Consider the following 26392-nt stretch of genomic DNA (forward strand, 5'->3'; position numbering starts at 1 on the left):
CGTGGCGCTCGTGCGGGTGTACTGCGGGCTGGCGTCGGCAGATCCAACAGCGCGACCGGCTCCAGCCGAGTCGCCGCTGACGGTCGCCGTAGTTGACGACGCAGGGCGGCTGCTCGACGTCTGCGAGATCAGTGACGATCCGGCTGGGTACGCCCGGCTGGCCGCGCTGCTCGTGGAGCGTTCGAGTGGACCGACCGGTGTCGCCATCGCGGCGGATAGCGACGACCATCTCGTAACGTCGCTCCTCACCGCGGCAGGTCGCCCGCTGGCCATCTCCGACGATGACGCCGCCGACGACTACGCCGAGCGGTTCGCCGACGACGAGTCGGTCGAGGAGATGCAGTCACCCGCGGCAGAACGCCGCGCGGTCGGCCTCGCACGCGCTCTGCAGGCCGGTGCGCTCTCCGCTGTCGTCCTGCCGGTGCCGCGCGACCTCTTGCCGTACAAGCCGGTGCTCGCCGCACACGCGGCGCTGTGCAACGGCCGGCTTTCCGCGGCGGTCGCCCTCCGCGAGGTGCTGCGCGAGCTGTACCCGGCAGCCCTCCGCGCCTATCCCGACCCGGCCGAGCCGGTGTCGCTCGCCGTGCTCGACGCCCTCCCCGAGCCGGGCATGCTCAACGGCGGCAGCGGTGGCCGTCGCGAGTCGGCCGCCGCCAGTGAGGCGCTGATCACACGGCTCGCCGCCGACGGGCTGGCCGAGGTCGACACGATCGACGACGCGATCACCGCGCTGCGTGTGGCGATCTCCGAGACGCCCCGCCGCAGCCCGGCCAACAAGTCGCTCACCTCGGCGGTCGCCGAGACCGTGCGCCAGGCCGTCGCCGCCGTACGGGCCTGCGACGCGGGTTGCGACGCGCTCGTCGGCACCCTCAGCGCCCGCCTCACCAGCCAGCCCGCAAACGCCCGCCGGAGCACCGTCCGCCGCGCCGCGACGCCCGGCACTCCTCCCGTGGCCGGCCTGCACGCGGTCCGCACGCCGACCGCCGAGCACCCAGCCACCCGCGTCGGCCGCCGGGCGCGCCCGGAGCCGGCCGCCGCGAGCGCGACACCCGCGTCACCGCAGCCCCTGACCACACCGCCCGTCGCTCCCGCGCCGGTGCACCGCCCGCCGGTGGCTCCGCCTCCGGTCAACCGTCCCGCCGCGGTGGCTCCTCCCCAGCCGCCCGCGGCACCCACCCCGCCTCCAGCCCGGCCAGCGCCAGCGGCTCCCGCCGCCGCGTCGGTCGACCTGCCCGCCGCCACCCGCCAGGCGCCTCCCCCACCGCCGGCACCGCTGCCGCTGACCCCGCCGATGTCGCCGGCCGCGCTCAGCGCGCCGACGCCGTTGCCGATCCGGTCTTCGGCGCCGCCGGCACGGCCGTCACCGTCACGCGGCCTCGAGGTGCCCGCCGCGCGAGCCGAGGTCGCTGGCCCGCGCCCGCCGGAGATCACCTCCGACCTGGGGCGCCCAGGCTCTGACCTCGGACGCCCGGCTTCTGACCTGGGGCGCCCGGCTTCCGAGATGGGGCGCCCGGTCGAAGCGCCGAACCGGCCGATTTCCGCGCCGCCGCCCCCGCCACCGGGTATCACGCCGATCGCACCGGTCGTGCCCGGACAGCGCACGACGGCCCCGGTCGACGCGGGCGAGCCGTTCCGCGCGACGCTGACCACCGCGGCGATCAACAGCGCGCGTGCCGAGCGGCGCCCCACGCCGATCGTGCCGCGCCCCAACACCCGCACAGATCCACCGCCGGCTCCCGCTGGCGGCGGGTTCGCCGCCACCGACCTCACGGTGCCGGTGCCGACCCCGCGTCCGGCTCCCGACGCCCCTCCCGGGTCGCGGGCCAACTGGCCGCTCATCGGCAGCGACGACGACCGCGCCACCGTCCCAGGAGGCCGCCAGCCGGGCGTCAACGACCGCCCCTACGGCTACAGCGATCTCGACCGTCAAACCGTCCCAGCGGCCTCTGACAGCGGCCGCGTGAAGCCCCCGTGGCAGGCCGACGACCTCCCCCAGGAGCCGCCGAGCCTGCGCCTGGTCGAGCCGCCCCCGCTGGCCGACCGCGCGCTTCGCGACGACCTCACCCCGGCGGCCCTCGGCCCGTCCGCGCTCGACACCCCGTCGCTGCGCCTGGTCGACACCGACAGCGGCGCCCGCAGCCCACGGTCGCGCCGCGCCGTCGAGCGCAGCGCCGTCCCCGTGGCCGAAGAGGGCGACGGTGACCTGCTGATCTTCGCCCAGACCCGCTCGGCGTGGTTCATCGGTCACCCCGAGCAGGACTCCGAGCTGACCTGGACCTCCTCCTCCGTCGACAGCGGCTGGCGCGCCGCCGAGCAGGCCGCCCGGCCCGCCGTGGGCGCCGAGACCAACTCCGGCCTCCCGCGACGCGTGCCCAACGCCAACCTGGTGCCCGGCTCGCCGCTGCGCGAGGAGCGTCCACTTCGGATCGTCCGCGACGCCGAAAACATCGCTGCGCACACCAGCAGCTACTTCCGCGGCTGGCGGCGCGGCCAGGAGATCGGCGGATACGCTGTCGGCGGTCGCCCAGGCCGCGAGTCCGCCGGCGGCTGGGACTTCAGCCGCGACACCGTCAACCGCGACGACACCGACGGCTACGGCTACCGCTCCCCCGCCGCCTACCGCTCCTAACCGTCGTCGGCGCTCGCGCGCCGCAGCCCGCACGCGCCGACACAGCGCTTTCGCCCCCTGCTCCGCACTGCGCCCGCGCGCACCCGTGCTGCGCGCGCCGCCTGCGCGCCTGCGCGCGCCCCCCGCTCCGCACGCCGCCCGCGCACCTGCGCGCGCCCCCGTTCCGTCGATCAAGGGCGAATGCACGCGGTTGGATCTCTTTTCCGCGTGCATTCGCCCTTGATCCATGTAGATCTCCTTGATCGGCGCCGCCGAGTGAGGCGTGGCGGCCCTCAGTCGAGGCCACGGCAACGTCCGGTCCGGCCCCGCGCCGCCAGCGCGCGGATTGCCCGATATCTACCTGCGGCCGCATGAATCTTGTGCACTTGTTGCTGCCCTGGCGAGCTCAACAAGTGCACAAAGATCCGCCGAGCGGCGGGCCCTCAACCGCAGTCGGACTCGCCCAGCTCGGCGGCGTGTCTCCGGGGATCGTCGCTCTTGAGCTACGCGATCCGCGCCGTGTCAGGTTGCACCCACCGCCGCCCAGGCGCCGCTACGCGGCGGTTGCCGCTAGGCGCCGGTACACCGGCCGTATTGTCGCGATTCGTCCGCCGAACCTCTCGCGCTGTGAACGTTTGTGGCTGCTGGAGCAGCCACAAACGTTCACAGCTTGCCCCGCAACGGCGACCTTGCCTCTCCTGGCCCGGGCCCTCCGCCTCAACGGCGCCGCCTCCCCGCTCGGCCGCGCGGGGCGCGGCTCCCAGAACGGGCGTCGGCCGGCGCCGACTAGGCGCCGTCTGCCCTTGGGCGGCGAGGATCCGCTTGCTGGCGAAGGGGCGGGGCTTCGGGGGTCGTATGCCCGTCTGTGGCCGGCGGGAGGGCGAGTGCCGCGTAGATCTGCCGTCGGCTTGGTGCTGGCCGCGCGGCATTGCGACAAGTTCAGGGATGTCTCGCCCTCAGACCGCGATCGAGGAGAAGCTCATCGATCAAGGGCGAATGCACGCGGATCGGAGATCAAAGCACGTGCGTTCGCCCTTGATCGGCGGCAAGGAGCGCGCTGCGCGCGGGCAGGGCGCCGCGCGGACAGGGCGCGCTGCGCGGGCACGGCGCGGTGGGCGCAAGAGTGCGCTGGATGGGGTGGGGGCGCCGCGCTTGCGCGCGGCGTCCTCGGGCCCGGTCAGGCGGGGGCTACGGCGCGGGAGCGGCGCATCGTCAGCACGTACTCGACGAGCGAGATCAGGACGTGCTTGGTCGACTCGCGGTTGCGGGCGTCGCAGCTGATCACCGGTACGTCGCTGGAGATAGCGAGCGCGTCGCGTACGTCCTGCGGGTCGTGGTACTGCATCCCGTCGAAGCAGTTGATCGCCACCAGGTACGGCAGCCGCCGATGCTCGAAGAAGTCGATCGCCGCGAAGCAGTCGGCGAGCCGCCGGGTGTCGACCAGTACGACCGCGCCGATCGCGCCACGGACCAGCTCGTCCCACATGAACCAGAAGCGTGTCTGGCCCGGTGTGCCGAACAAGTACAGGATCAGATCGCGATCGATCGTGATGCGACCGAAGTCCATGGCGACCGTCGTGGTCGTCTTGCCCGGCACCTGGCGGGTGTCGTCGACACCCACGCCTGCCGAGGTCATGATGGCCTCGGTGGTCAACGGTGTGATCTCCGAGACCGAGCCGACGAGCGTCGTCTTGCCGACGCCAAACCCACCGGCGATGACGATCTTCGCCGAGGTCACGCGCCCGGTCATGGGGCGGTGCGACGTGTCAGAGCCTGCGAAGTCCACTCAGCACCCTCTCCAGCAATTCAGTGCCCACCGCGTCATTGGAGTCTTCGAGGGACGCGGGCTCGTACACCGCGAGAAGGCCGTCGGCGGCCATGTCGGCGATGAGTACCCGAGCCACCCCGAGCGGCAGCTGCATGCGCGCCGCGATCTCCGCGAGCGATTGCAGCCGACCGTCACACAGCGCGGCGATGTATTGATGCTCCCTGCCCTGGCCGCCCTTGGTGGCACCCGCGGACCGGCCTCGCACCGTGGTCTCGACGAGCGCTTCCAGCGCGATATCCAGCTTGGGGCGGGTCCGTCCGCGGGTAACGGCGTACGGCCTGACCAGCGCGCCGGTTGGTTCGTCACGTTCGGCCATCAACGCCGTTCACCCCCTTTCAACAGACCCGTTTGTTATGACAGCCGGTCGCCCGGCTCACGTATGCCTTGATCAACCCAGCATGCCCGCGGCGGTGCGCGGTGCCGGGGTGAGCGCGTCGCCGACCCGGTCGACGAGTAGTGCCATCTCGTATCCGACCTGACCGACGTCGGAGTTGCGGGCGGCCAGCACGGCGAAGGACGAGCCGTCGGAGATCGACATCAGGAACAGGAAGCCGTTGTCCATCTCGACCACCGTCTGGAGCACGGCGCCACCCTCGAAGCACCGCGCGGCGCCCTGGGTGAGGCTCACCAGGCCGGACGCGATGGCGGCGAGCTGGTCGGCTCTGTCACGCGGCAGGTCGCGCGACGCCGCCAGCAGCAGGCCATCCGCCGAGACCGCGACCGCGTGAGCGACCCCGGGCACACGATCGGCGAAGTTGGCGAGCAGCCAGCCGAGATCCTGCGTTGTTGTCATCACTCATGCTCCTTCTGGCCGTTCCCGGCCGCGGGGCCTGCGCCGGCAGCTGGAGGCTCCTTGGATGTGGCCTCCGGGCTGGCCGGTTGCTCGTCCTTGGGGTGCGTGCGTCCGCGTTGCACTCCTCGGTGGTACGCGGAAAGCAGACCGCGCACCGCCTCTGGCGTACGACGCTGCACCGAAGTGGCGCCCTTGTCCACCCCTCCGGGCACAAGTTGTGCCATCGGCACACGCTTGGGCAGGCCGGCCTGGGTGGTCTCGCTGGATGAAGAGCCGGCGGCCTTGGTGGCCGCCCGCCAGCCGTCGTCGGCAGCGGTCTGCCAACCGCTGGTCGGGGCCTCCGGGCGCACAACGCCGTTGCCGGTGGCCGGCGGGCCGCTGCGCGCTGCTACCGGCGCGGCGACCATGCCGGCGTCGACGGTGACAAAGTCGTCCTTGACCTCGGCCGGTTTCGGCGTGGTCGCGGCGGGAGCCTCGGTGGGCTTGACCGGCGGCGGCGTCGGAGCGGGCTTGGCCGGCGAGGGCGTCGGCGCGGCGGTCGGCTTCTCGGAGGTCGAGCGGCGCGTGCGGAACCACGCCGACTCCAACTCGCGGAAGATCGGCAGTTCCATCGTCTCGTCGGCGAACCGCTGCTTGGCCCCGGCGGCCGCGGCTGCCGCCGACGCGGCTGCGGCCGCGTTGGCACCGGCTGCGGTCAGGGGCGGCTGGCTCGCGCCCTCCGAGGGCTGCGGCCTGCTGAGCTTCGGCAGCTCCGCGGTCATGTCGAGCGCCGCGGCGAGCTTTTCGGGTACCGGCGGAGTAGTCGCCTCGCGATCAGGCGTGTTGACCGGTGGCCACGCAGGCGGCGGGACGCTGGCGGGCGGCTGCTGGTGCGGCACGTGCGACGGCGGAGCCGAGGCGGGCATGCCCGACACCGGGATGCCGGACACGGGCGGCACCACGTTGGGTGCGCCGGAGACCGGGCGGGCCGGCGGCGCCGAGACCGGCGGCGGCATCTGGCGCGGGATGTTGCCCGCCGGACCGCTGACCTCGCCGTCGACGGTCCAGTGGTCGCCACCGCGGCGCTGCGGCAACGGGTCGCTGTGCTGCCCGTTGGTCGGCGTGCGAGGGCTGAACATGTCGCCGTGGGGACCGCTGGTGCCGTTGGTGCCGTTGGCCGAACCGTTGACGGCCGACGAGGCGCCGGTGAGGTCGGACCAGGCGGGCATGGAGCGCGGGGTGGCCATCGGGCCGGGCGGGTTGCCGCCACCGTTGAGCGGTGCCGGCTCGAACGCGCGGCCGGGGCCGGGCTGCTGCGGGACCATCGGTGCCGGCGGGCCACTCTCCAGCGCCAGGGGCGCGCTGAACAGCGGGCGCGGCGGTGCCGGCGGCTCCTGCGCCATGGGCTGGTTGACGGGCGGCGGCAGCGGTGCCCCGGGCTGGAGGCGGCCGGAGAGCGCGCGCGGCACCAGTACCGAGGTGGGCAGGGTGACGTCGGCGACGGTGCCGCGTTCGGCGGCGGGCCGCAGCTCGACCTTGACGCCGTGGCGTGCCGCCAGCCGGGCGACCACGACGAGGCCCATCATCCGGGAGACGGCCACGTCGACCATCGGCGGCGTGGCGAGCCGCTCGTTGAGGTCGTGGAGCTGGTCGGGCGACATGCCGATGCCGCGGTCCTCGACGTACAGGACGGCACGGTCGCCGACCCGGCGGGCCTCGACGACCACGTGCGAGTCGGGCGGCGAGAAGGCGGTCGCGTTGTCGAAGAGCTCGGCGACCAGGTGCACGAGGTCGTTGACCGCGTTCGCGGAGACCTCGATGTCACGGTCGACGACCCCGAACTCGATGCGCGTGTAGTGCTCGACCTCGGACTGGGCGGCCCGGAGCACGTCGATGAGGGCCGCCGGCTCGCGCTGCACGCGGGTCGAGTCGGCGCCGGCGAGCACCAGCAGGTTTTCGTCGTTGCGGCGCATCCGGGTGGCGAGGTGGTCGAGCTGGAAGAGCTCGGCCAGCCGATCCGGGTCTTCCTCGCCGCGCTCCAGCCGGTCGAGGTGGCCGATGAGCCGGTCGACCAGGATCTGGGAACGGCGGGCCAGGTTGACGAACATGGTCGCGACGGAGGCGCGGAGGGCGGCCTGCTCGGCGGCGGTGCGAACCGCCTCCAGGTGGACCGCGTTGAACGCCTCGGTCACCTGCCCGAACTCGTCCTTGGTGCGTACCGGCAGCGGCTCGGCGATCTGGTTGGCGACCTGCACCGGAGAGAGCTGGCTGGAGATCTGCGGGTCACGCAGCCGGGCGACCGCCTGCGGCAGCCCGTACTGGGCGACCGAGAGCGCGCCGTGCCGCAGCTCGCGCAGCGATCGGGCCATCGACCGGGCGACCGCCCAGGCGAAGAGGATCGCCAGCAGGAGCACGCCCAGCAGCACGCCGGCCTCGACGAGGAGCTGCTCGTACTCGTCGTCACGCAGTGCGGTGGCCCGCTCGGCGACATCGCCATCGATCTGCGACTCGACGCTGCGGATCAGGTCGGCCTTGTTGACCATCGCGTCGTCCCACGTGTCCGTGTTGAACGGGACGTCGGTCATGGTCGCGGAGTCTTTGCTGGTCAGGAAGCCAGCGAAGCCGGCCGCCTTGCGCTCGTCGGGACCGGCCACCGTCTGGCTGAACAGCTCCTGGTACTCCCGGGTGGCGACTGTGTTGAAGGTCTGCTCGGCCTGCTTCTGGGCGGCCCGCGTCTCGATGAAGTTGTTTCGCAGGTTGGGCGTGAACTGGCCCTTGCTGAGCATGTCGTGCACCACGACGCGCTCCTGCGAGGAGGCTTCCTTGTCGCGGGCCAGCGCCGCCGCGGAGCGCATCTGGTCACCCAGCGTGCTGTCGCCGGCGAGCTGCGCCGCGGAGTCGCGAATGGACAGCAGCGAGGTGAGCAGCTCGGTGTAGTCCTTGGACGCGTCACTGAACGTGAGCCGCGCGTTGGTCACCTGGCTGCGGGTGGCGGGCAGCTCGGCGAGCCCGGTGTCGATGCGGTCGAGCAGCTCGCGGAAGTTCGCGGGGAGGTCGCCGGCGTTGAGGGCGTTGCGCTCCTGCTGGTACGGCCGCTTGGTCTCGTCGACGGGCGGGGTCAGCTTGTTGTACGCCTCGAGGTACCGCTTTTCCGTCCCGTCGTCACGGGCGCCCAGCAGCATCACCGCGGCGGCTCGCTCGTTTTGCAGGTTGTGCACCAGAGCGCCGGAGGCCTCGGTGAGCTGCGCGAGCGTGCGTGCCCGGTCGGCGTCGTTGGCCGTGCCGAGGTGCTCGATCAGACCGTTGGTGCCGACCCCGATGGTCGCCAGCGTCGGGACGATCATGATGAGGCCGAGCTTCGACCAGATCGGAAGATCGCGGAGCCGACCCAGTGGCCGGCGGAGACGCGACATGACAGAGTCCGCCGTCTTCGGCCGCTTGCTCACGTCACCGCCCTCCCGTACCGGCGCCCGATCCTTCTTGCTGGGCACCGCTCATCGACCGACCCGGTCGGGTCGAACCTCCGAGATTCCATCACGACGCGTGTCAAAGAGAAAGGCCAGGTTGCCCCTGAACGCCCCGATCTTGGGACAGCAAGGGCAATTGATAGCAAGGCGTTTGCGGTCGATAACACTTAGTCACCACAGTGGCTGTCCGAATTGTCTCACCGACGGCTTTTTAGGCCAGGACAAGCCGACCTATGTCGGGCGTACCGGACCGCCTGTTGTGCGCTCAATGATTATTTCCCAAGGTCCAACCCTGCCGACCATTGCCCGACCGTACACCCGAGGCAAGACCAAAACGCCGGTTTACGCAGTCCGCGCATACCACTGAGTAACCAGTCGTCCCCTTGACAGTCACCGAATCGGCATTGTCGACATCCGAAGGTCGGTCAAATCAGCTTCGCGTACGCCGGCTTGATCACTTCATTGATGATCGCCAGCCGTTCGTCGAACGGGATGAACGCGCTCTTCATCGCGTTGATCGTGAACCACTGAAGCTCTGCCCAGCCGTATCCGAACGCCTCCACCAGCAGGGCCATCTCCCGCGACATGGAGGTGCCACTCATGAGCCGGTTGTCCGTGTTCACCGTCACCCGGAAGCGAAGGTCGCGCAGTAGCCCGATCGGGTGCTCGGCGATGGAGGTCGCGGCGCCGGTCTGCACATTGGACGAGGGGCACAGCTCCAGCGGTATCCGCTTATCCCTGACATATGCCGCAAGCCGCCCGAGTACCGGCGACGACCCTGGTGTGACGTCGTCCACGATCCGTACCCCGTGGCCCAGCCGATCGGCCCCGCACCACTGGATGGCCTGCCAGATCGAGGGCAACCCAAAGGCTTCCCCCGCATGGATGGTGAAGTGGAAGTTCTCCCGCTGGAGGTACTCGAAGGCGTCGAGGTGACGGGTGGGTGGGAAGCCCGCCTCGGCGCCCGCGATGTCGAAGCCGACGACGCCGGCGTCCCGGTACCGCACGGCCAGCTCCGCGATCTCCTGTGAGCGGGCCGCGTGCCGCATCGCGGTGAGCAGCGTCCCGATCCGGATCTGGCGGCCCGCCTCGGCGGCCTGCGCGGCGCCGTCCGCGAACCCCGCCAGTACCGCCTCGACGACCTGGTCGAGGGTCAGCCCGCGAGAGAGGTGCTGCTCGGGTGCGAAGCGGACCTCGGCGTACACGACGCCGTCGGCGGCCAGGTCGAGCGCGCACTCGGCGGCGACCCGGTGCAGCGCGGGCGCGGTCTGCATGACCGCCACGGTGTGCGCGAACGTCTCCAGGTATCGCTCCAGCGACCCGGAATCGGCCGCCGCCACGAACCATCTGCCCAGCTCATCGGGGTCGGTGTGTGGCAACTGATGACCCACCGCACCGGCCAGGTCGACGATCGTCGCCGGTCGCAGGCCACCGTCGAGGTGGTCGTGAAGCAGTGCCTTCGGGGCCTTGACGATGTCATCGAGTGCGATTGCGACCATGAAAGCAGTATGGATGCTCTTGGTTTGCTCCGGTGCCCACTGTGCCGCGAGTCGATGACGGTCTCCGCCGGCGCGCTGCGCTGCACCCGAGGGCACAGCTTCGACCGCGCCCGCCAGGGCTACGTCAACCTGGCCGCGGGCCGGGCGCCGCACTCGGGCGACACGGCCGAGATGGTGGCGGCCCGGGCGGAGTTCCTGGCCGCCGGGCACTACGACTTCATCACGACCGCGCTGTGCGAGGCCGCGCGAAAGGCGTACCCGGGCGGCCTGGTCGTGGATGCCGGCGCCGGCACCGGCCATCACCTGGCCGCCGTGCTCGATGCTCTGCCGACCGCCCACGGCCTGGCGCTCGACGCCTCGAAGCCGGCACTGCGACGGGCCGCCCGGGCCCACCCGCGGGCGGGCGCGGCCGTGTGCGACACGTGGGGGCGGCTGCCCCTCGCCGACAGCGCGGCCGGCCTGGTGCTCGACGTGTTCGCGCCCCGCAACGGCCCGGAGTTCCGCCGCGTACTGCGGCCCGGCGGCGCGCTGCTCGTGGTCACGCCCGAGGCCGACCACCTCGCCGAACTGGTGTCCCGGCTGGGTTTGCTGCGGGTCGACCCCGACAAGGCCGAGCGGGTGGCGGCCAGCCTGGACGGATTCGCGCTGGCGAACGAGACCGCGCTGCGCCGCACTCTCACGCTCAGCGGCGCCGAGGCGCGCACCCTGGTGGCGATGGGGCCGAGCGCCTGGCACACCGCGCGGGTGACGGTGCCCGACCGGATCACCGTCACGGCGTCGGTCAGGCTGGCCGTCTATGTGGACAGGTCGATCTCTTCCCAGCCCGCCGGCGGGTCGTGGTAGGGCCCGCGCAGGATCACCGCCCACTCCAGCGCCCAGCGCCGCTGCCCGATGGCGTTCGCGTCGATCATGCGTGGCGGGGCGCCCAGCCGCTCCGCCTCCAGGAATGCCCAGTCCAGGCAGTAGTAAAGGTCGAGCGCGGCGGCGCACTCGGCGACCGCCCGGGGCGCGGCGAGGGTGCGGGAACGCCACTGCGCGAACGTCTCGGCGGCCGGCAGGTGCGGCAGCGTCTCCGCGAGCCGCTCGTCCGGCGGCACCTCCGGATCGAGGTGCTTGGTGAGCCCGAGCACCCAGGCGAGCGCGTACACCGCCTCGTGGTGCAGGACGAACGACCGGTGGTCGCCCTTCCCACCGACCACGAACTGCCACTCGGGCGGCGTGACCTGCTCGACGAGGTGGGAGCCCAGCAACCAGCTCATCGCCGCGTCGGGCGGCATCCCGAAGCATCGGGCGAGCACGAGGTGCAGGATGGCCGCGCGCGCCTCGATCTCGGCGGTCGGGCGCAACTCCACCTGGTCGCCGGGCTCCCAGACGAGCGGGAACTGCGGGGGTGGCAGGGGCAGGCGCAGCTGGCGCAGCACTTCGACGCTGGCGGCGCGGACGGATCTAGGGTCAGGGGCGGTTACCACCACGGTGTCAGTTCCCTGCTGGTCGCGACGTACTTTCCCCCTGGGCCGGAAGGATAGCGCCGCTCAGGCGACGCGGTCGAGCACCAGGGGGCGGTTGGCTGGCGCGGCGTCGCCGATCACGACCGCGCCGCCGGCCGCGTCGCGCGCCGCCGCGATCCGGCTGGCTTCGTCGGTACGCAGCTCGTAGAGCGCTTCTCCGGCCTGTACGGGGTCACCCGGCTTCTTGTGCAGCATCACGCCCGCGGCCGCGCTGACCGGGTCTTCCTTGCGTGCCCGGCCGGCGCCCAGCCGCCAGGCGGCCACCCCGATGGCGTACGCGTCGACCGCCGTCACGAAGCCGTCGCGCTCGGCACGGACGGTCTCGGTCTCCCGGGCGACCGGCAGCGGCGCGTCCGGGTCGCCGCCCTGTGCCCGGATCATCGCCCGCCAGCTGTCCATGGCGCGCCCGTCGGCGAGCGCCTTCGCGGGGTCGGCGTCCAATCCCGCGGCGGCGAGCATCTCGCGGGCCAGCGTCAGCGTCAGCTCGACGATGTCCGGCGGCCCGCCACCGGCCAGTACCTCGACCGACTCGGCGACCTCGACCGCGTTGCCGACGGCGAGGCCGAGCGGGGTGGACATCTCGGTGAGCAGGGCGACCGTGCGCACGCCGTGCGCCCCGCCGAGCTCCACCATCGTGCGGGCGAGCTCGCGGGCGTCCTGCGCCGACTTCATGAACGCGCCCGAGCCCACCTTGACGTCGAGCACCAGCGCGCCGGTGCCCTCGGCGATCTTCTTGCTCATGATCGAACTGGCGATCAACGGGATCGCCTCGACGGTGCCGGTGACGTCGCGCAGGGCGTACAGCTTGCGGTCCGCCGGGGCGAGGCCCTCACCGGCGGCGCAGATGACCGCGCCCACGTCCTGGAGCTGTGCGATGAACTCGTCGTTGCTCAGGGCGGCGCGCCAGCCGGGGATGGCCTCCAGCTTGTCGAGGGTGCCGCCGGTGTGCCCGAGGCCGCGCCCGGACAGCTGGGGAACCGCCGCGCCGCACGCCGCCACGAGCGGGGTGAGCGGCAGCGTGATCTTGTCGCCGACGCCGCCCGTGGAGTGCTTGTCGGCGGTCGGGCGGGACACGCCGGACAGGTCGAGCCGCTCGCCGCTGGCGATCATCGCGGCCGTCCACCGCGCGATCTCGCCGGGCGTCATGCCGCGTAGCAGGATCGCCATCGCGAGCGCGGACATCTGCTCGTCGGCGACCGCCCCACGGGTGTACGCGTCGACCACCCAGTCGATGGCCGCGTCGGACAGTACGCCGCCGTCCCGCTTGGTCCTGATCACGTCTACAGCGTTGAACACGGCTGCGTCACCCCTCTCCCGGCGGCGGTCCCTCGCCGACCCAGCGCATCGTGCCGTCTTCGTTCACCTGCACCACGCGCGGCGTGCGCGCCCGGCCCCAGGCGATGGCGTCGTCGACGTCAGGCCAGGTGGGCGCCTCTTCCAGGATGCCCGTCTCGCCCCCGTCGGTGCCGGTGGACTGGTCCCAGTACCCGGTCCAGACCCGCTTGCCGTCGGCGAGATCCGGGTGCACGAACACCGTGCCGCGCCCGCGCCACCGCATCAGCCGAGGCGGTACCGGCGACTTGCCGCCCTCGTCGCGGATGGCCGCCGCGATCAGGTCGTTGGGACCGAACGCGTGCGGCAGCAGCTCGTCGACCCGCAGCGGGCGTGGCACGGCCTCGACGAGGCAGTCCGGCCCGCCGTGCTCCAGCAGCAGCTGCCGGCAGCGCCCGCACGGCATGAGCGGCTGCCCGTCGCCGTCCACGCAGGACACCGCGATGAGCCGGCCGCCGCCGGTGGCGTGCAGCGAGGAGACCAGGCCGCACTCGGCGCACAGGGTCACGCCGTACGAGGCGTTCTCCACGTTGCAGCCGACCACGATCCGGCCGTCTTCGACGAGCCCGGCGACCCCGACCGGAAAGTTCGAGTACGGCGCGTACGCGGTGCGCATCGCCTCGACGGCGGCCGCCCGCAACTCCCCCCAGTTGATCTCCACAACCCTGACCTTAGCCCTTGATGTACGGCTTGCCGTCGGCCGCGGGGGCGCGCACGCGACCGACCAGGCCGGCCACCGCGAAGATCGTTGCCAGGTACGGCAGCATCGCGGTGAACTGGCTGGGAATCACGCTGTTGATCGCGCTCAGGTACGTGCCGAGCTGGTCGGCGAACCCGAAGAAGAGCGCGGCCAGCAGGGCGCCCGTCGGGCTCCAGCGTCCGAAGATCAGCGCGGCCAGCGCGATGAAGCCCTTGCCGCCGATCATGTTCTTGGTGAACGAGTACAGCAGCAGCGTGTACGAGGCACCGCCGATACCCGCCACGACGCCGGCGAGCAGCACGTTGCGGTACCGCAGCCCGAGCACCCGCACGCCCAGCGTGTCGGCGGCCGTCGGGTGCTCGCCCACCGACCGGGTGCGCAGGCCCCACCGCGTGCGGAACAGCGCGACGTGGATGACCGCCACCAGGATCAGCGCGGTGTACAGGAAGATGTTGCCGCGAAACAGCGCCGGCCCGAGCACCGGGATGTCCTTGAGCAGCGGGATCTCCCACACGCCGAAGTGCGGCGGCTGGTTGTACTTCTGCTGGTCGGTCTGCATGAGGCGCTCGTAGAGGAAGCCCGTCAGGCCGACCGCGAACAGGTTGAGCACGATGCCCATGACGACCTGGTCGACCAGGTACCGGATCGCGAAGACGGCGAGCAGCAGCGACACGAACGCACCGCCCAGCGCCGCCGCGAACAGTCCCGCCCAGGCGCTGCCGGTCATCGTGCCGACCAGCGCGCCCGCGAAGGCGCCCATGAGCAGCTGGCCCTCGATCGCCACGTTGACCACGCCGGACCGTTCGCACAGCACGCCCGCGAGCGCGCCGAAGATCAGCGGTACCGCCAGCAGGAACGTGCCTCGGACCATGTTGACCAGCGGCATGAAGTTCTGGCCGGCGGGCGCGGCGGAGATCTGCCAGCAGAGGAACGACAGGATCAGCCCTATGACGCCGACGCCGAGCATCCAGGAAAACCACTTCTTGCCCGGCATGGCGATCAGCACGGCACCGGCCACCGCCGCGAGCACTCCGAAGAGGATCGCCCCGACCGTACCGTTGATCTTGAGTGCGGCACCGCTGGCGTTTTCGCTGAGCGTGAACCGGACGGTCTCGGACGTGGCCAGAGCTCCGAAGATCACGGCGGCCAGCGCACCGGCGACCAGGAACCCGACACCGACCTTGCGGGAGCGGGTCCAGAAGCTGACTGGTACCTCAGCGACCGCGACGTCGTCCGCGGTGATGGTGGACACCCCGCTCACCAGCCCTTCGCCATGCTCGTCGAGAGGCGCGCGGCGCGTGCGGCCCGCAACCGGAAGATCGCCTTCACCAGCGCCGGCGCGGCGATGAAGATGACGATCAGCGCCTGGAGCACGGTGACCAGCTCCAGCGAGATACCGCTGAACGACTGCATCGTGTTGCCGCCGGCCCGCAGCGCGCCGAAGAGCAGGGCGGCGAGCGCGACGCCCCACGGTTTCACGCGGCCGAGCAGCGCGACCAGGATGCCGTCGAAGCCGATCTGCGCGACGACCGCCGGTGTGAGCGCGTTGGCGGTCGAGCCGATCACCATGTTGGCGCCGCCCAGACCGGCCAGCGCGCCCGAGATCACCATGACCATCGTGTACGTCGCGGTGACGCTGATGCCAGCCGTGCGGGCGGCGTCCGGGTTGGCGCCCACCGCGCGCAGCTCGAAGCCGAACGTGGACCGGTCGAGCAGCCACGCCACCGCCCAGGTGGCCGCGACCGCGAGCAGGATGCCGGCGTGCACGCGCAGGTCGTCGCCCAGCAGCCGGGGCAGCTGGGCCGACGAGTCGACCGGCTTGCTGATCGCGTCGGTGCGCTCGGGGTTGTGCACGCCGCCCTGGATGATGATCCAGCTCAGGAAGTACAGCGCCACGTAGTTGAGCATGATCGTGTTGATCACCTCGTGGGCGCCGGTACGCGCCTTGAGGAAGCCCGGAATGAAGCCCCAGATCGCACCGCCGACCGCGCCGGCCAGCAGCGCCACGATCAGGTGGATGACCGGCGGGAGCGGCAGCAGGAAGCCGGCCAGCGCGGTCAGGATCACGCCCACCGTGGCCTGGCCCTGCGCGCCGATGTTGAACAGGCCGCCACGGAACGCCAGCGCCACCGACAGGCCGGTGAAGACCAGCGGCGCGGTGTACGTCAGCGTCTCGGAGATCGGCGCGAACACCGGCTGCCAGGCGCCGTCGCCGCTGATCCAGGCGCTCACCGCCTCGGGGTTCACGATCGCGCCCTTGAAGAGGTTGGCGTACGCCTCGCTCACCACGGTCCAGCTGCTGTTGAGCGCGTCGCTGGGGCGCGAGGTGATGTAGCCGTAGGTGGTGAGCACCTCCGGGTCGGAGACGATCATCAGGATCGCGCCGATGACCAGGGCGAGCACGACCGCGAGCACCGTGACGGTGACGGTGTTGGCCGCCCAGAGGTTCTGGAGGAAGAGCTGTCCGAGGGTGGGACGCTTCTCTTCCTGAGCGTTGTCACTCATGCCGCCTCCTCACCCTGGATGCCGGCCATCAGCAGGCCGATCTCCTCGCGGGGCGTGTCCGGGGGCACGATCGCCAGGATCTTGCCGCGGTACATCACCGCGATCCGGTCGGCCAGCCCGATGACCTCGTCCAGCTCGCTGGAGACCAGCAGTACGGCGGTGCCGATGTCGCGCTCGTGCACGATCCGGCTGTGGATGAACTCGATGGAGCCCACGTCGACGCCGCGAGTGGGCTGGGCGGCCACGAAGAGCTTGAGGGGGCGGGACATCTCCCGCGCCACGATGACCTTCTGCTGGTTACCGCCGGAGAGGGTGCCGACCGCCGACTCGGACGACGGGGTACGCACGTCGAACTGCTCGATCCGCTCCTTGGCGGAGTTGGCGATCGCGTCCGGCTTGAGCGCGAACCGGCTGCCGAACGGCGGCCGGTCGTAGATGTCGAGCACCAGGTTTTCCGCGACGGTGAACTCCTTGACCAGGCCGTCGACGCTGCGGTCCTCGGGCACGTACCCGACACCGGCGTTCAGGACCTTCTTGGTCGTCCAGCCATCGACCCGCTGACCCGCGAGCGTCACACGACCGGCGAGGGCCGGTCGTAGCCCCATGATGGCTTCGATCAGCTCGGTCTGGCCGTTGCCCTGTACGCCCGCGATGCCGAGCACCTCGCCCGAGTGGACGGTGAGGTCGACGCCGGCGACCGCCTGATGGCCGCGCTCGTCGGCGACCACGAGCCCTTCGACCTGCAGGACCGGGTCACCCGCCTCCTTCGGCTCCTTGGCGACGGTCAGGCTCACGTTGCGGCCCACCATGAGGGCGGCGAGCTCGTCGCGGCTCGCGTCGGGCGTGGCGGTGCCGACGGTACGCCCACGGCGGATCACGGTGATCCGGTCGGCGATCGCCTTCACCTCGCCGAGCTTGTGGGTGATGAAGACGATGGACTTGCCCGCCTCCTTGAGCGACCGCATGACCGTGAGCAGGTCTTCGGTCTCCTGTGGAGTGAGCACCGCGGTCGGCTCGTCGAGGATCAGCAGGTCGACCTCGCGGGTCAACGCCTTGACGATCTCGACACGCTGCTGGATGCCGACCGGCAGGTCTTCGATGACCGCGTCGGGGTCGACCCGCAGGCCGTACCGGGTGGAGACCTCTTCCACGTCGCGGCGGGCCCGGCGGTGGTCGAGGAAGCCCGCGATGCCGCCGCGCACCTTTTCGGCGCCGAGCATGACGTTTTCGGCCACGGTGAAGACCGGTACCAGCATGAAGTGCTGATGGACCATGCCGATGCCGGCGCCGATCGCGTCGCGCGGGCTGCGGATCTGGACCGGCTTGTCGTCGACGAGGATCTCGCCTTCGTCCGGCTGGAGGAGGCCGTACAGGACGTTCATCAGCGTCGATTTGCCGGCGCCGTTTTCGCCCAGCAGCGCATGGATCTCGCCCGGCTCGACGGTCAGGTCGATGTGGTCGTTGGCGACCAGGTCACCGAATCGCTTGGTGATGCCCCGCAGTTCCAGCTTCACCGGCTTCCTCCCTAGTGGAGACCAAGGCGCCCCTCAGGCTCGAGGGGCGCCTTGTTCACAGGACCTTACTTGGGCTGAGCCGCCGAGGTGACCTTGATCGTGCCGGCGATGATGTCGGCCTTGAGCTTGTCGACCTCAGCCTTCAGGTCGGCCGGGACCTTGCTGTCGAACTCGTGGTACGGCGCGATGGAGACGCCGTTGTTCGCGAGCGTGCCGAGGAAGCCCGCCGAGCTGGAGAGCGTCTCGCCCTTGGCGCCCTTGAGCACGGCGTCCTTCACGGCGTCCGGGATGTTCTTGACGACGGTGGTGAGGAATGTCGAGCAGTACTGCTGCGCGCTCTCGCACCCGTCGACGTCGACCCAGATCACGCTGTACGCGCCGTTGGCGGCCTGCGCCGCGGCGGCCGTACCCAGACCGGCGCCACCGGCCACCGGCATGATCACGTCGGCGCCCTGGGCGACGAGCGTGTCGCTGACCTTCTTGCCCTCGTCCTGCTTGACGAAGTCGTTGGTGAACGAGCCCTTCTGGGTGCTCTTGTTCCAGCCGAGCACCTGGACGTTCTTGCCCTTGGCCTTGTTGTACTCGGCCACGCCGTCGGCGAACCCGTCCATGAAGATCGTCACCGGCGGAATCGGCAGGCCGCCGTAGGTGCCGACCTTGCCCGACTTCGAGTACCCGGCGGCCAGGTAGCCGGCCAGGAACGCCGCCTGCGCGGTGTCGAACTGCATCGGGTAGACGTTGGTGGCCGCCAGCTTCGCGTCGACGATGCCGAACTGCTGGCTCGAGTTGGCCGCGGCCACCTTCTGCGTCGCGTCGCCCATGAGGCCGCCCACCGCGAGGATGAACTTGCACTTCTGGTTGACGTACTGCGTCAGGTTTGGCTCGTAGTCGGCCTCAGCCGTCGAGGCGACGTACTTTGGATCGATGTTCTTATCTTCAGCCGCGGCCGCCTGAACGCCCTTCCACGCGGAGGTGTTGAACGAACGGTCGTCGATGCCGCCGACATCGGTCACCATGCAGGCGGTGTACTTCTCGGCGGTCGTGCCGCCGGTGTCTTCTTCCGGAGCGTCACCACACGCGGCGGCGCTCAATGCGAGCCCGCCCACCGCGATAATCGAGACGACCCGCATACCTCGCGCAGAGCGCAAGACGGTCTCCTTCCCCACATGCACCGCGACGTGCGGTGTTTCCACGGTCGGGAGCGTACGCCCCCGACCGCCCGACGGCTGAGAATCGTGCACGGTTGTTTAGCCGCTGTTACCCGCCCGTGACCGGCGAGTACAGACAGCATGTTGCGGGTAGGGCCTCGTAGGTTTCTCCAAGAGACCTGTCACCAGAAGACGGCGACCGCCGCGTTACCGAGCGTGAGCGCGATGATGCCTATGAAGTGGCCGCGGTTGACGTCTTCCCGCTTCCGCGAGAAGAAGACCATCACGAAGATCATCAGCGCGATCACCAGCTTGACGGCCAGCTTGGCGGGGGCCGGCTCATCGTCGCCGCCACCGCGCAGCGGTGCCGCGAGCGCCAGCCCGGTGAGCACCTGGATGCCGGAGCCCCACAGCATCGCCCAGTTGATCCGCAGCTTCGCCGAGACGTACTGCACGATCGCGCCGCCGAGCAGCAGCGCGAAGCCGATGAGGTGGATGTACCGCAGGATCAGCCGAAGAGCTTCCACGCGGGCACTATACGGGTGAGCGCGCCTCGCCCCAGAGGGGCGAGGCGAGGTCGTGCGCTGCTTTGCTCTGCTTCCCTGACGGCAACACCTGGCGCCCGCTATCCGGACGCCAGGTGTTGCCTATGAGGAAGCAGAGCAAAGCAGGACGTGAGCTATGCGGCGACCAGCTCGGCCTCTGGAGCGCTCGCCCGCGTGGGCCGCTCGGGTCGCGTGCCCCGGCGGATGGCCACGAGCGCCAGGCCCACCAGGGCGTACGCCGCCAGGATCAGGGCCGCGGTGCCGCCGCCGGCGCCGTCGAAGTACGCCGTCGAGCGCAGCAGCGTGGCGCCCGCGCCGACCGGCAGCAACTGGCCGACCGCGCCCCACGGCTCGGGCAGCAGCTCGGGAGCCGAGCCGACGGCCGAGAGCGGGTTGGCGACCAGGAAGACGAGCAGGGCGCCGAGCATCACACCGGCACGGCCGAGCAGGGAGCCGAGCCCGGCGACGGTCGCCGCGGCGGCCAGCGCGAACAGGCCGATCGCGGCGGCGTTCATCAGGTAGTCGCCGGGGATGACGCCGAGCCAGTACTGGAGGACCGCGGCGGCCACGAGGCCGGCCAGCGTCGCGTATGTCGCCAGGCCGAGCAGGCGCGGCCCGCGCTTGCGCAGCACCAGGGCCAGCACCGCACCGATGGCCAGGCTGGTCATGGCGAGCGGCAGGAACCCGGAGGAGAAGCCGGCACCGCGCGGGTCGTTGGTGTCGGTGGGCACGACGTCGGTGACCTGTACCGGCTGGCCGCCGCTGAACTGCTGCGTGGCCTGAGTGAGCAGGCTCGCGACGGTCGGGCTGGCGCCTGACGCGGTGTGCAGGGCCACGCCGTCGGCACCGACCACGAAGGCCGCGTACGCCTCGCGGTCGCGCAGCGCCTCGTCGGCGGCCGCGGCGTCGGCGACGGTGGTGATCTCGAACGCGCCGGGTCGCGCGCTCGTCAACTGGTCAGCGAAGGCGCTGGCAGCGGGTGCCGGGCCGGCGACGATCACCGGCAGGTCGTGGGGCTCCGGCTCCGCGACCGGAGCGACGAACAGCGGCACGAGCAGCGCCTGGAACAGGACCACGGCGACGGCGATGACGGCGCCCAGGACGAGTGCGGGCGGCTGGCGGTGCGCTTGTGGCTGCGCCATCTCAACTCCTAAAACGAACCCTCGTTCTCTATACCTGACAGCGTGCCCCGTTGATCTTCGGGTGTCAAGAACGAACATTCGTTTTACACTGTGTGCCATGCCACGCGTGTCAGACGAACACCTCGCAGCTCGACGCCAGCAGATCCTCGACGCCGCTCGGGTCTGCTTCAGCCGCGACGGCTTCCACGCCACATCCATGCAGGACGTGATCGCCGAGGCGGGCCTGTCCGTCGGCGCGGTCTACCGGTACTTCAAGAGCAAGCAAGAGCTCGTCATGTCGATCGCGATGCAGGTGCTCTCCAGCGCCGACGACGTGTTCGCGGAGATCATGTCGCACGACCCGCCCCTGCCGCTGGCCGACGCGGTGGACCGGGCGCTCGAGTTCGTCGACCGGCAGACCGAGCCGGACGGCGTCTTCCGCATCGCGATCCAGGTCTGGTCGGAAGCGCTGCGCGATCCTGAGCTCGCGGCGTTCGTGCGGGCGCGGTACACCCAGTTCCGGGGGTACTACGCGGCCATCGCGCGCCGTGCCCAAGAGGTGGGTGAACTGCCGCCGGACGCCGACATCGACGCCGTCGGCGCCGCGCTCTTCGGGCTGATCCCGGCGTACGCGCTCCAGCGCATCCTCGCGGACGGGCCCGACCGGAAAACGTACGCGGCGGCGGTACGGACGCTTTTAATGCGTTGAACCTCCAGCGACGGGAGATCTGACCATCAACTTCATGCACATCGGAGAGCTGGCCGAACGAGCCGGCCTGTCGGTCAAGACGGTGCGGTACTACTCCGATCTCGGGCTGGTGCCCGAATCGAGCCGCACCCACGCGGGCCACCGCCGGTACGACGCCGAGAGCGCGGTGCGCCTCGACCTCGTCCGGACGCTCCGCGAGCTGGGTCTCGACCTGGCGACGATCCGGCGGGTGCTCGATCAGGAGACGGACCTGGGTGGCGTCGCCGCCCGGCACGCCTCGGCGATCGACGCACAGATCCGAGTGCTGCGCGTGCGGCGGGCCGTGCTGCGCGCGCTGGCCAGAAGCAACCCGTCCCCACAGGAGGTGGACCGCGTGAACCGCATCGCCAGGGCGACCGCCGAAGAGCGCCGCCGCATCATTTCCGAGTTCCTCGACAGCATCTTCGAGGGCGTACCGGTGAACCCGGAGCTGGAAGCGAGGATGCGCTCGGCGACGCCCGAACTGCCCGACGAGCCGAGCGACGAGCAGATCGAGGCGTGGCTGGAGCTGTCCGAACTGGTCAGCGACCCGGAGTTCCGCTCGCTGCTGCGCGGCATGAGCAACGCGCACGGCGGCGAGGCCACTGATCCGGCCGTAGGCGCGCAGACGCACGAGCTGGTCAGCGAGCAGGCCGGTGCCGCCGTCGCGGCCGGCGTCGACCCGGCCTCCCCGGAGGCAACGCCGATCCTCGACCGGCTTGTCACGGCGATGGCCGAGGCGTCCGGCCGCGCCAGCGACGCGGCGTACCGGCGCGAGGTCCTCGCCCAGCTCGAGGTCAGCACGGACCCGCGCCCCGAGCGGTACTGGCAGCTCATGGCCGTCATCAACGGCTGGCCCCAGTTCACGCCCCAGACGCCGAACTACGTCTGGCTCCGCGACGCCCTCCGCGCCCGTCCCTAACCCGTGATCAGGGCGTCCCTCAAGTAGTTAGAACGACTTGAGGGACGCGCTGATCACGCGGGGCTTGCTGCCATCCCCCCGGGCGGCAAGTCTTTGCAGATTCTGGAAGGGCTTGCAACAAGGTCGGCAAGATCTTGCCGATGAGATAGCGTGCAGCCATGCGTGCACGACTGTCCGACATCGCACAGCAAGCGGAGGTCAGCGAGGCCACCGTGTCGCGGGTGCTCAACGACCGGCCCGGTGTCTCGGCCGAGACCCGCCAGGCCGTGCTGACCGCCCTCGACGTGCTGGGTTACGAGCGACCGGCACGCTTGCGCAAGCGCAGCGCGGGGCTGGTCGGACTGGTCGTGCCGGAGCTCGACAACCCGATCTTCCCGGCGTTCGCGCAGGTCATCGAGTCCAACCTGGCCCAGAGCGGCTTCACTCCGGTGCTGTGCACGCAGACGCCCGGCGGCGTGACCGAAGACGAGTACGTGGAGATGCTGCTCGACCGGCAGGTCTCCGGGATCGTGTTCGTCTCCGGGCTGCACGCCGACACCACCGCGGACCACGAGCGCTACCGCAAGCTGCTCGCGCGGCCGCTGCCGATCGTGCTGGTCAACGGGTACGTGACTGGTGTGGACGCGCCATTCGTCTCGTGCGACGACAGCGAGGCGGGCGAGTTGGCGGTGTCGCACCTCGTGGCGCTCGGCCACCGGCGGATCGGGTTGATCTCGGGGCCGCGGCGGTTCATGCCGGTGCAGCGGAAGCTGGCCGGGTACCGGTCGGCGATGAAACGGCTGGTCGGCACCGTCGACGAAGACCTGATCTCGCTGTCTCTCTTCGGTGTCGAGGGCGGGCAGGCGGCCGCCGCGCGCCTGCTCGACCAGGGCGTGACCGGCATCGTGTGCGGCTCGGACCTGATGGCGCTTGGCGCGATCCGGGCGGTCCGGCAGCGCGGGCTGTCGGTGCCGGGTGACGTGTCGGTGGTTGGGTACGACGACTCGCCGCTGATCGCGTTCACCGATCCGCCGCTGACGACGGTGCGGCAGCCGGTGATCGCGATGGCGGTGGCCGCCGTACGTGCGCTGATCGACGAGATCCACGGGCAGGCGGCGCCGCGGTCGGAGTACGTCTTCCGTCCGGAGTTGGTGGTGCGGGCGTCGACGGCTGCCGCTTCCGTGCCGGCTCTTGCGTAAGATTTGCTTGACTCTTGCAGTCGCTTGGTCGCGGGGAGGCGGCGCCACGCGCAGAACGCGAACGCGCCACGCGCGCCGCGCGCAGAGCGCGGGCGGGCGGGACGGGGGTCAGGTGTAGGTCGAGAGGCGGGCGGCTATGCGGTCCAGGCCGGCGCGGATCTCCTCCGGATCCGGAGGGGCGGTGGGCGGGCTCACCACCGGCGGCTCGTCCGGGCCGATCACGTCGTCTGGCTCGTCGTCCTCGATCGCCATCCGCGCCGCCGCGATCTCCGCGCGGATCTCGTCGACCGAGACGTGTGGCATCAGCGGCTCGACCACTGCCATCAGGTCTTCGTCGGCCACGACGGCCTCGGCCAGCGCGAGCGCGTGCGGCCGCTCGTACGGGCCGCACACCACGGGCTCCCAACCGTCGTCGTCGCCCAGCGGGCCGAACGTGATGATCCACGGTAGTTCGAACGCCGGCGAGTCGTCGGGCAGTTCGAGTGTGACCAGTGCGCCCATCTACGTCATGATGGGCGGTCTTCCTCCGGCTGACCGCCGTTTTGAGCAGAAAGGTCGATAACCTTGCCGTGGCTGCTCGTCGCGGCCAGCGTCGCGCCGAAGAGCAGGAGCTGGTTGAGCAGGTACAGGTACAGCAGCAGGCCGACCGCGCCGGTCACCACGGTGTACGCGGGGTTGCGGTCGGTGCGCACCACCCACTCCCGCCCGAGCGTGTTGAGCAGCGTGATGCCGACCGCGACGACCAGTACCGCGGGGAGCAGGCGGCGCGGCGGCATCTGCAGTCGGGGGATCGCCACCAGCAGCGCGGCGGCCAGTACCAGGTTGACCAGTCCGGTCAGTATCCAGCTCACCGCGGTGAGCGCCGCCGACGGCAGTACCGAGCGCAGCAGCGATTCGACGCCGTCCGCCGCCGCGACCGAGAGCGCGAGCAGCGCGAACACGACGACCAGTACGGCGAGGTCGACGATCCGGCGGGTGATGAGGTTGCCGGGCTGCTGCTTGACCCCGTAGATGTACCGCTGCGACGAGCGGATGGCCTCGACCCAGGCGATGCCGGTGAGTACGAGCACCGCCAGGCCCACGATGCCGACGGTGCCGCTGCTGTCCTGGATCGTGGCGCGGTCGAGGAACGGCAGGTTCTGCTGGAGGAAGTCTTCGACCGCGTTCTGCAGGGCGACGCTGCGGTCGAGCACGAACCCGAACGCCCAGTACGCCACCAGGGACAGTGCGAACACCGCGAAGAAGCCGTAGTACGCGATCGCCGCCGCGAGGCGGGCGCCCAGGACCTCGCCGTACCGGTCCATCGCCCGCCAGAAGTGGTCGAACGCCAGGGAACGCCGGCGGGCCGCGGCTAGCGTGCCGGTGATGCGCCCGACGACGTTCACCCCTAGCCGCCGAGGGGGTAATCCCGCCGGGGCTGCCATCGCGCCTCGCCGGTGTGCGAGAAGAGCGTGAAGGCGTCCACCTCGAAACGGGCCTCGAAGCCCGCCAGGTCGTCGTACACCTTGTCGAGCGCATCGGACGGTACGTCCTGGGCGACGGTGACATGGGGGTGGTAGGGGAAGCGGCTTTCCCGCCGCAGCTCGGCGGCGCTTCCGATGGCGGCGTTGAGCAGCTCGCACTCGCTGATGCCGGCGGCCACCACGACGAAGACCACCTCGGTGAGCGGCCGGAACGTGCCAGTACCCCTCAGGTGGAGGGTGAACGGCGGCTGCGCGGCCGCGACCGCCGCAAGGTGCTTCTCGATCGCGGCCAGGCTGTCGGGCTCGATCTCGGTGGGCCCGAGCAGCGTGAGGTGCGCGGGAACGTACGCGGCCTGCGGGTCGCCCGCCTCGGCACGGCGCCTGGTCAGCAGGGCGCCCCAGGGCTCCGGGATGTCGATGGCTACCCCGATGCGGGTGAGCCGGTCGTCGGTGCCGGCCACGTGTTAGGCGTTCCGCGCCGGGTAGGCATCCCGGACCGGGGGTAAGAACCCCACCCGGTCGTACGCGGTCTGCAGCGTGACCGCCGCTACGGCGCGCGCCTTTTCGGCACCGACCGCGAGCAGCTTGTCGAGCTGTGACGGGTCGTCGAGGTAGACGCGGGTGCGCTCCTGGATCGGCCGGACGAACTCGAGCACCACCTCGGCCAGGTCCTTCTTGAGGTCGCCGTATCCCTTGCCCACGTACGCCTCGACGAGCTCGGCGACGCTCCGCCCGCTGAGCGCTGAGTAGATCGTCAGCAGGTTGGAGATGCCCGGCTTCTCCGCCGGGTCGAAGAGGATCTCGCGGCCGGTATCGGTGACGGCCGAGCGGATCTTCTTGGCCGAGCGGGCCGGATCGTCGAGCAGCTCGATGATGCCGGCCGGCGTCGACGCCGACTTGGACATCTTCGCGGTCGGCTCCTGCAGGTCGGTGATCTTCGCGGTGTCGCGCACGATGTACGCCTCCGGCACCGTGAAGGTCTTGCCGAACTGCCGGTTGAACCGCTGCGCCAGGTCGCGGGTCAGCTCCAGGTGCTGGCGCTGGTCTTCACCCACCGGCACGGCGTCTGCCTGGTACAGCAGGATGTCGGCGGCCTGCAGGATCGGATACGTGAACAGGCCGACGCTGGCACGGTCGACGCCCTGCTTGGCCGACTTGTCCTTGAACTGGGTCATCCGGCTGGCCTCGCCGAAGCCGGTGATGCAGCCCATGATCCAGCCGAGCTGGGGGTGCTCGGGCACGTGTGACTGCACGAAGAGCGTGCACCGCTCGGGGTCGAGCCCGGCGGCCAATAGCTGCGCCGCGGCGACCCGGGTGCGCTGGCGCAGCAGCGCCGGGTCGTGCCCCATCGTGATGGCGTGCAGGTCGACGACGCAGTAGAAGGTGTCGTGGGTCTCCTGCATCGCCACCCAGTTGCGCACCGCTCCCAGGTAGTTGCCCAGGTGAAACGAATCAGCGGTGGGCTGGATGCCGGAAAGTACCCGGGGACGGGAAGCGGGGGCGTTGGCTGACACCGACATGTCGGCCATTCTGACAGCATCGCCGGGAACCGGTG

General features: G+C 70.9%; 23 protein-coding genes. 5 read left to right on the forward strand and 18 right to left on the reverse strand.

Annotation, left to right across the window (positions count from 1 at the left end; genetic code table 11):
• Position 1 precedes the first annotated feature (1 nt).
• Positions 2-2629, forward strand: coding sequence for a transposase (locus QMG73_RS17800; protein WP_281896961.1), 2628 nt, complete (start codon positions 2-4; stop codon positions 2627-2629).
• 1156 nt (positions 2630-3785) lie between these two features.
• Here QMG73_RS17800 and QMG73_RS17805 read toward each other — a convergent pair.
• The 5 genes from QMG73_RS17805 to QMG73_RS17825 all read right to left on the reverse strand — a co-directional run bounded on the left by QMG73_RS17805 (position 3786) and on the right by QMG73_RS17825 (position 10174).
• Positions 3786-4358 (reverse strand): GTP-binding protein, encoded by a 573-nt coding sequence (locus tag QMG73_RS17805; RefSeq protein WP_281896963.1) that lies wholly within the window; start codon positions 4356-4358, stop codon positions 3786-3788.
• A gap of 16 nt (positions 4359-4374) precedes the next feature.
• Positions 4375-4752: a DUF742 domain-containing protein gene (locus QMG73_RS17810; protein ID WP_281896964.1), complete on the reverse strand. Its 378-nt coding sequence runs from the start codon at positions 4750-4752 to the stop codon at positions 4375-4377.
• Positions 4753-4824: 72 nt separating this feature from the next.
• Positions 4825-5229: a roadblock/LC7 domain-containing protein gene (locus tag QMG73_RS17815; RefSeq protein WP_281896966.1), complete on the reverse strand. Its 405-nt coding sequence runs from the start codon at positions 5227-5229 to the stop codon at positions 4825-4827.
• The gene (locus QMG73_RS17820) at positions 5229-8654 is read right to left on the reverse strand and encodes a sensor histidine kinase (RefSeq protein WP_281896968.1); all 3426 of its coding nucleotides are present in this window, start codon (positions 8652-8654) and stop codon (positions 5229-5231) included. Before QMG73_RS17820 ends, QMG73_RS17815 begins: the two co-directional genes overlap by 1 nt.
• 446 nt (positions 8655-9100) lie before the next feature.
• Positions 9101-10174, reverse strand: coding sequence for an adenosine deaminase (locus tag QMG73_RS17825; protein WP_281896971.1), 1074 nt, complete (start codon positions 10172-10174; stop codon positions 9101-9103).
• A gap of 9 nt (positions 10175-10183) precedes the next feature.
• Between QMG73_RS17825 and QMG73_RS17830 the strand changes: the two genes are divergently transcribed.
• Positions 10184-11017 carry a putative RNA methyltransferase gene (locus tag QMG73_RS17830; RefSeq protein ID WP_407676816.1) on the forward strand — a complete coding sequence of 278 codons (834 nt, stop codon included), beginning with the start codon at positions 10184-10186 and terminating at the stop codon, positions 11015-11017.
• Here QMG73_RS17830 and QMG73_RS17835 read toward each other — a convergent pair.
• From QMG73_RS17835 to QMG73_RS17875, 9 genes are all read right to left on the reverse strand, one after another.
• The gene (locus QMG73_RS17835) at positions 10969-11646 is read right to left on the reverse strand and encodes a DUF4272 domain-containing protein (RefSeq protein ID WP_281896975.1); all 678 of its coding nucleotides are present in this window, start codon (positions 11644-11646) and stop codon (positions 10969-10971) included. The two genes, QMG73_RS17830 and QMG73_RS17835, sit on opposite strands and share 49 nt — an antisense overlap.
• A gap of 60 nt (positions 11647-11706) precedes the next feature.
• Positions 11707-12978, reverse strand: coding sequence for a thymidine phosphorylase (locus tag QMG73_RS17840; protein WP_281896978.1), 1272 nt, complete (start codon positions 12976-12978; stop codon positions 11707-11709).
• Positions 12979-12985: 7 nt separating this feature from the next.
• The gene (locus tag QMG73_RS17845) at positions 12986-13675 is read right to left on the reverse strand and encodes a cytidine deaminase (protein WP_281896980.1); all 690 of its coding nucleotides are present in this window, start codon (positions 13673-13675) and stop codon (positions 12986-12988) included.
• 10 nt (positions 13676-13685) lie between these two features.
• Positions 13686-14966, reverse strand: a complete 1281-nt coding sequence (locus QMG73_RS17850) for an ABC transporter permease (RefSeq protein WP_281896982.1) — start codon at positions 14964-14966, stop codon at positions 13686-13688.
• Between the two features lie 5 nt (positions 14967-14971).
• Positions 14972-16219: an ABC transporter permease gene (locus tag QMG73_RS17855; protein ID WP_281896984.1), complete on the reverse strand. Its 1248-nt coding sequence runs from the start codon at positions 16217-16219 to the stop codon at positions 14972-14974.
• Complete coding sequence (locus QMG73_RS17860) at positions 16216-17733, reverse strand: ABC transporter ATP-binding protein (protein WP_309299489.1); 1518 nt, start codon at positions 17731-17733, stop codon at positions 16216-16218. The genes QMG73_RS17855 and QMG73_RS17860 overlap by 4 nt, the downstream gene beginning before the upstream one ends.
• A 65-nt stretch (positions 17734-17798) precedes the next feature.
• Entirely contained in the window at positions 17799-18863 is a 1065-nt protein-coding gene (locus QMG73_RS17865) for a BMP family lipoprotein (RefSeq protein WP_281897097.1), read from the reverse strand.
• 200 nt (positions 18864-19063) lie between these two features.
• Positions 19064-19408, reverse strand: a complete 345-nt coding sequence (locus QMG73_RS17870; protein WP_281896987.1) for a hypothetical protein — start codon at positions 19406-19408, stop codon at positions 19064-19066.
• 152 nt (positions 19409-19560) lie between these two features.
• Positions 19561-20568 (reverse strand): hypothetical protein, encoded by a 1008-nt coding sequence (locus QMG73_RS17875; protein WP_281896989.1) that lies wholly within the window; start codon positions 20566-20568, stop codon positions 19561-19563.
• Positions 20569-20665: 97 nt separating this feature from the next.
• On the opposite strand from QMG73_RS17875, the gene QMG73_RS17880 reads away from it, so the two are divergent.
• From QMG73_RS17880 to QMG73_RS17890, 3 genes are all read left to right on the forward strand, one after another.
• A complete protein-coding gene (locus QMG73_RS17880; protein WP_281896992.1) occupies positions 20666-21256 on the forward strand; it encodes a TetR/AcrR family transcriptional regulator in 591 nt (196 codons plus the stop codon).
• Positions 21257-21290: 34 nt separating this feature from the next.
• Positions 21291-22196, forward strand: coding sequence for a MerR family transcriptional regulator (locus QMG73_RS17885; RefSeq protein ID WP_281896993.1), 906 nt, complete (start codon positions 21291-21293; stop codon positions 22194-22196).
• A gap of 158 nt (positions 22197-22354) precedes the next feature.
• Entirely contained in the window at positions 22355-23374 is a 1020-nt protein-coding gene (locus QMG73_RS17890) for a LacI family DNA-binding transcriptional regulator (RefSeq protein ID WP_281896995.1), read from the forward strand.
• 108 nt (positions 23375-23482) lie between these two features.
• Here the strand turns inward: QMG73_RS17890 and QMG73_RS17895 are convergent, their stop codons facing one another.
• The 4 genes from QMG73_RS17895 to trpS are packed head-to-tail and all read right to left on the reverse strand — an operon-like array spanning position 23483 to position 26357.
• Positions 23483-23875, reverse strand: coding sequence for a hypothetical protein (locus QMG73_RS17895; protein WP_281896997.1), 393 nt, complete (start codon positions 23873-23875; stop codon positions 23483-23485).
• A 5-nt stretch (positions 23876-23880) separates the two neighbouring features.
• A complete protein-coding gene (locus QMG73_RS17900) occupies positions 23881-24759 on the reverse strand; it encodes a YihY/virulence factor BrkB family protein (RefSeq protein WP_281896999.1) in 879 nt (292 codons plus the stop codon).
• Positions 24760-24761: 2 nt separating this feature from the next.
• A complete protein-coding gene (locus QMG73_RS17905; RefSeq protein ID WP_281897001.1) occupies positions 24762-25298 on the reverse strand; it encodes a 2'-5' RNA ligase family protein in 537 nt (178 codons plus the stop codon).
• A gap of 3 nt (positions 25299-25301) precedes the next feature.
• Positions 25302-26357, reverse strand: a complete 1056-nt coding sequence (gene trpS / locus QMG73_RS17910) for a tryptophan--tRNA ligase (RefSeq protein ID WP_281897005.1) — start codon at positions 26355-26357, stop codon at positions 25302-25304.
• Positions 26358-26392: the final 35 nt, after the last annotated feature.

The organism is Phytohabitans aurantiacus (genome assembly GCF_027923225.1).
In the GTDB taxonomy this organism is placed as follows: Bacteria; Actinomycetota; Actinomycetes; order Mycobacteriales; family Micromonosporaceae; genus Phytohabitans; species Phytohabitans aurantiacus.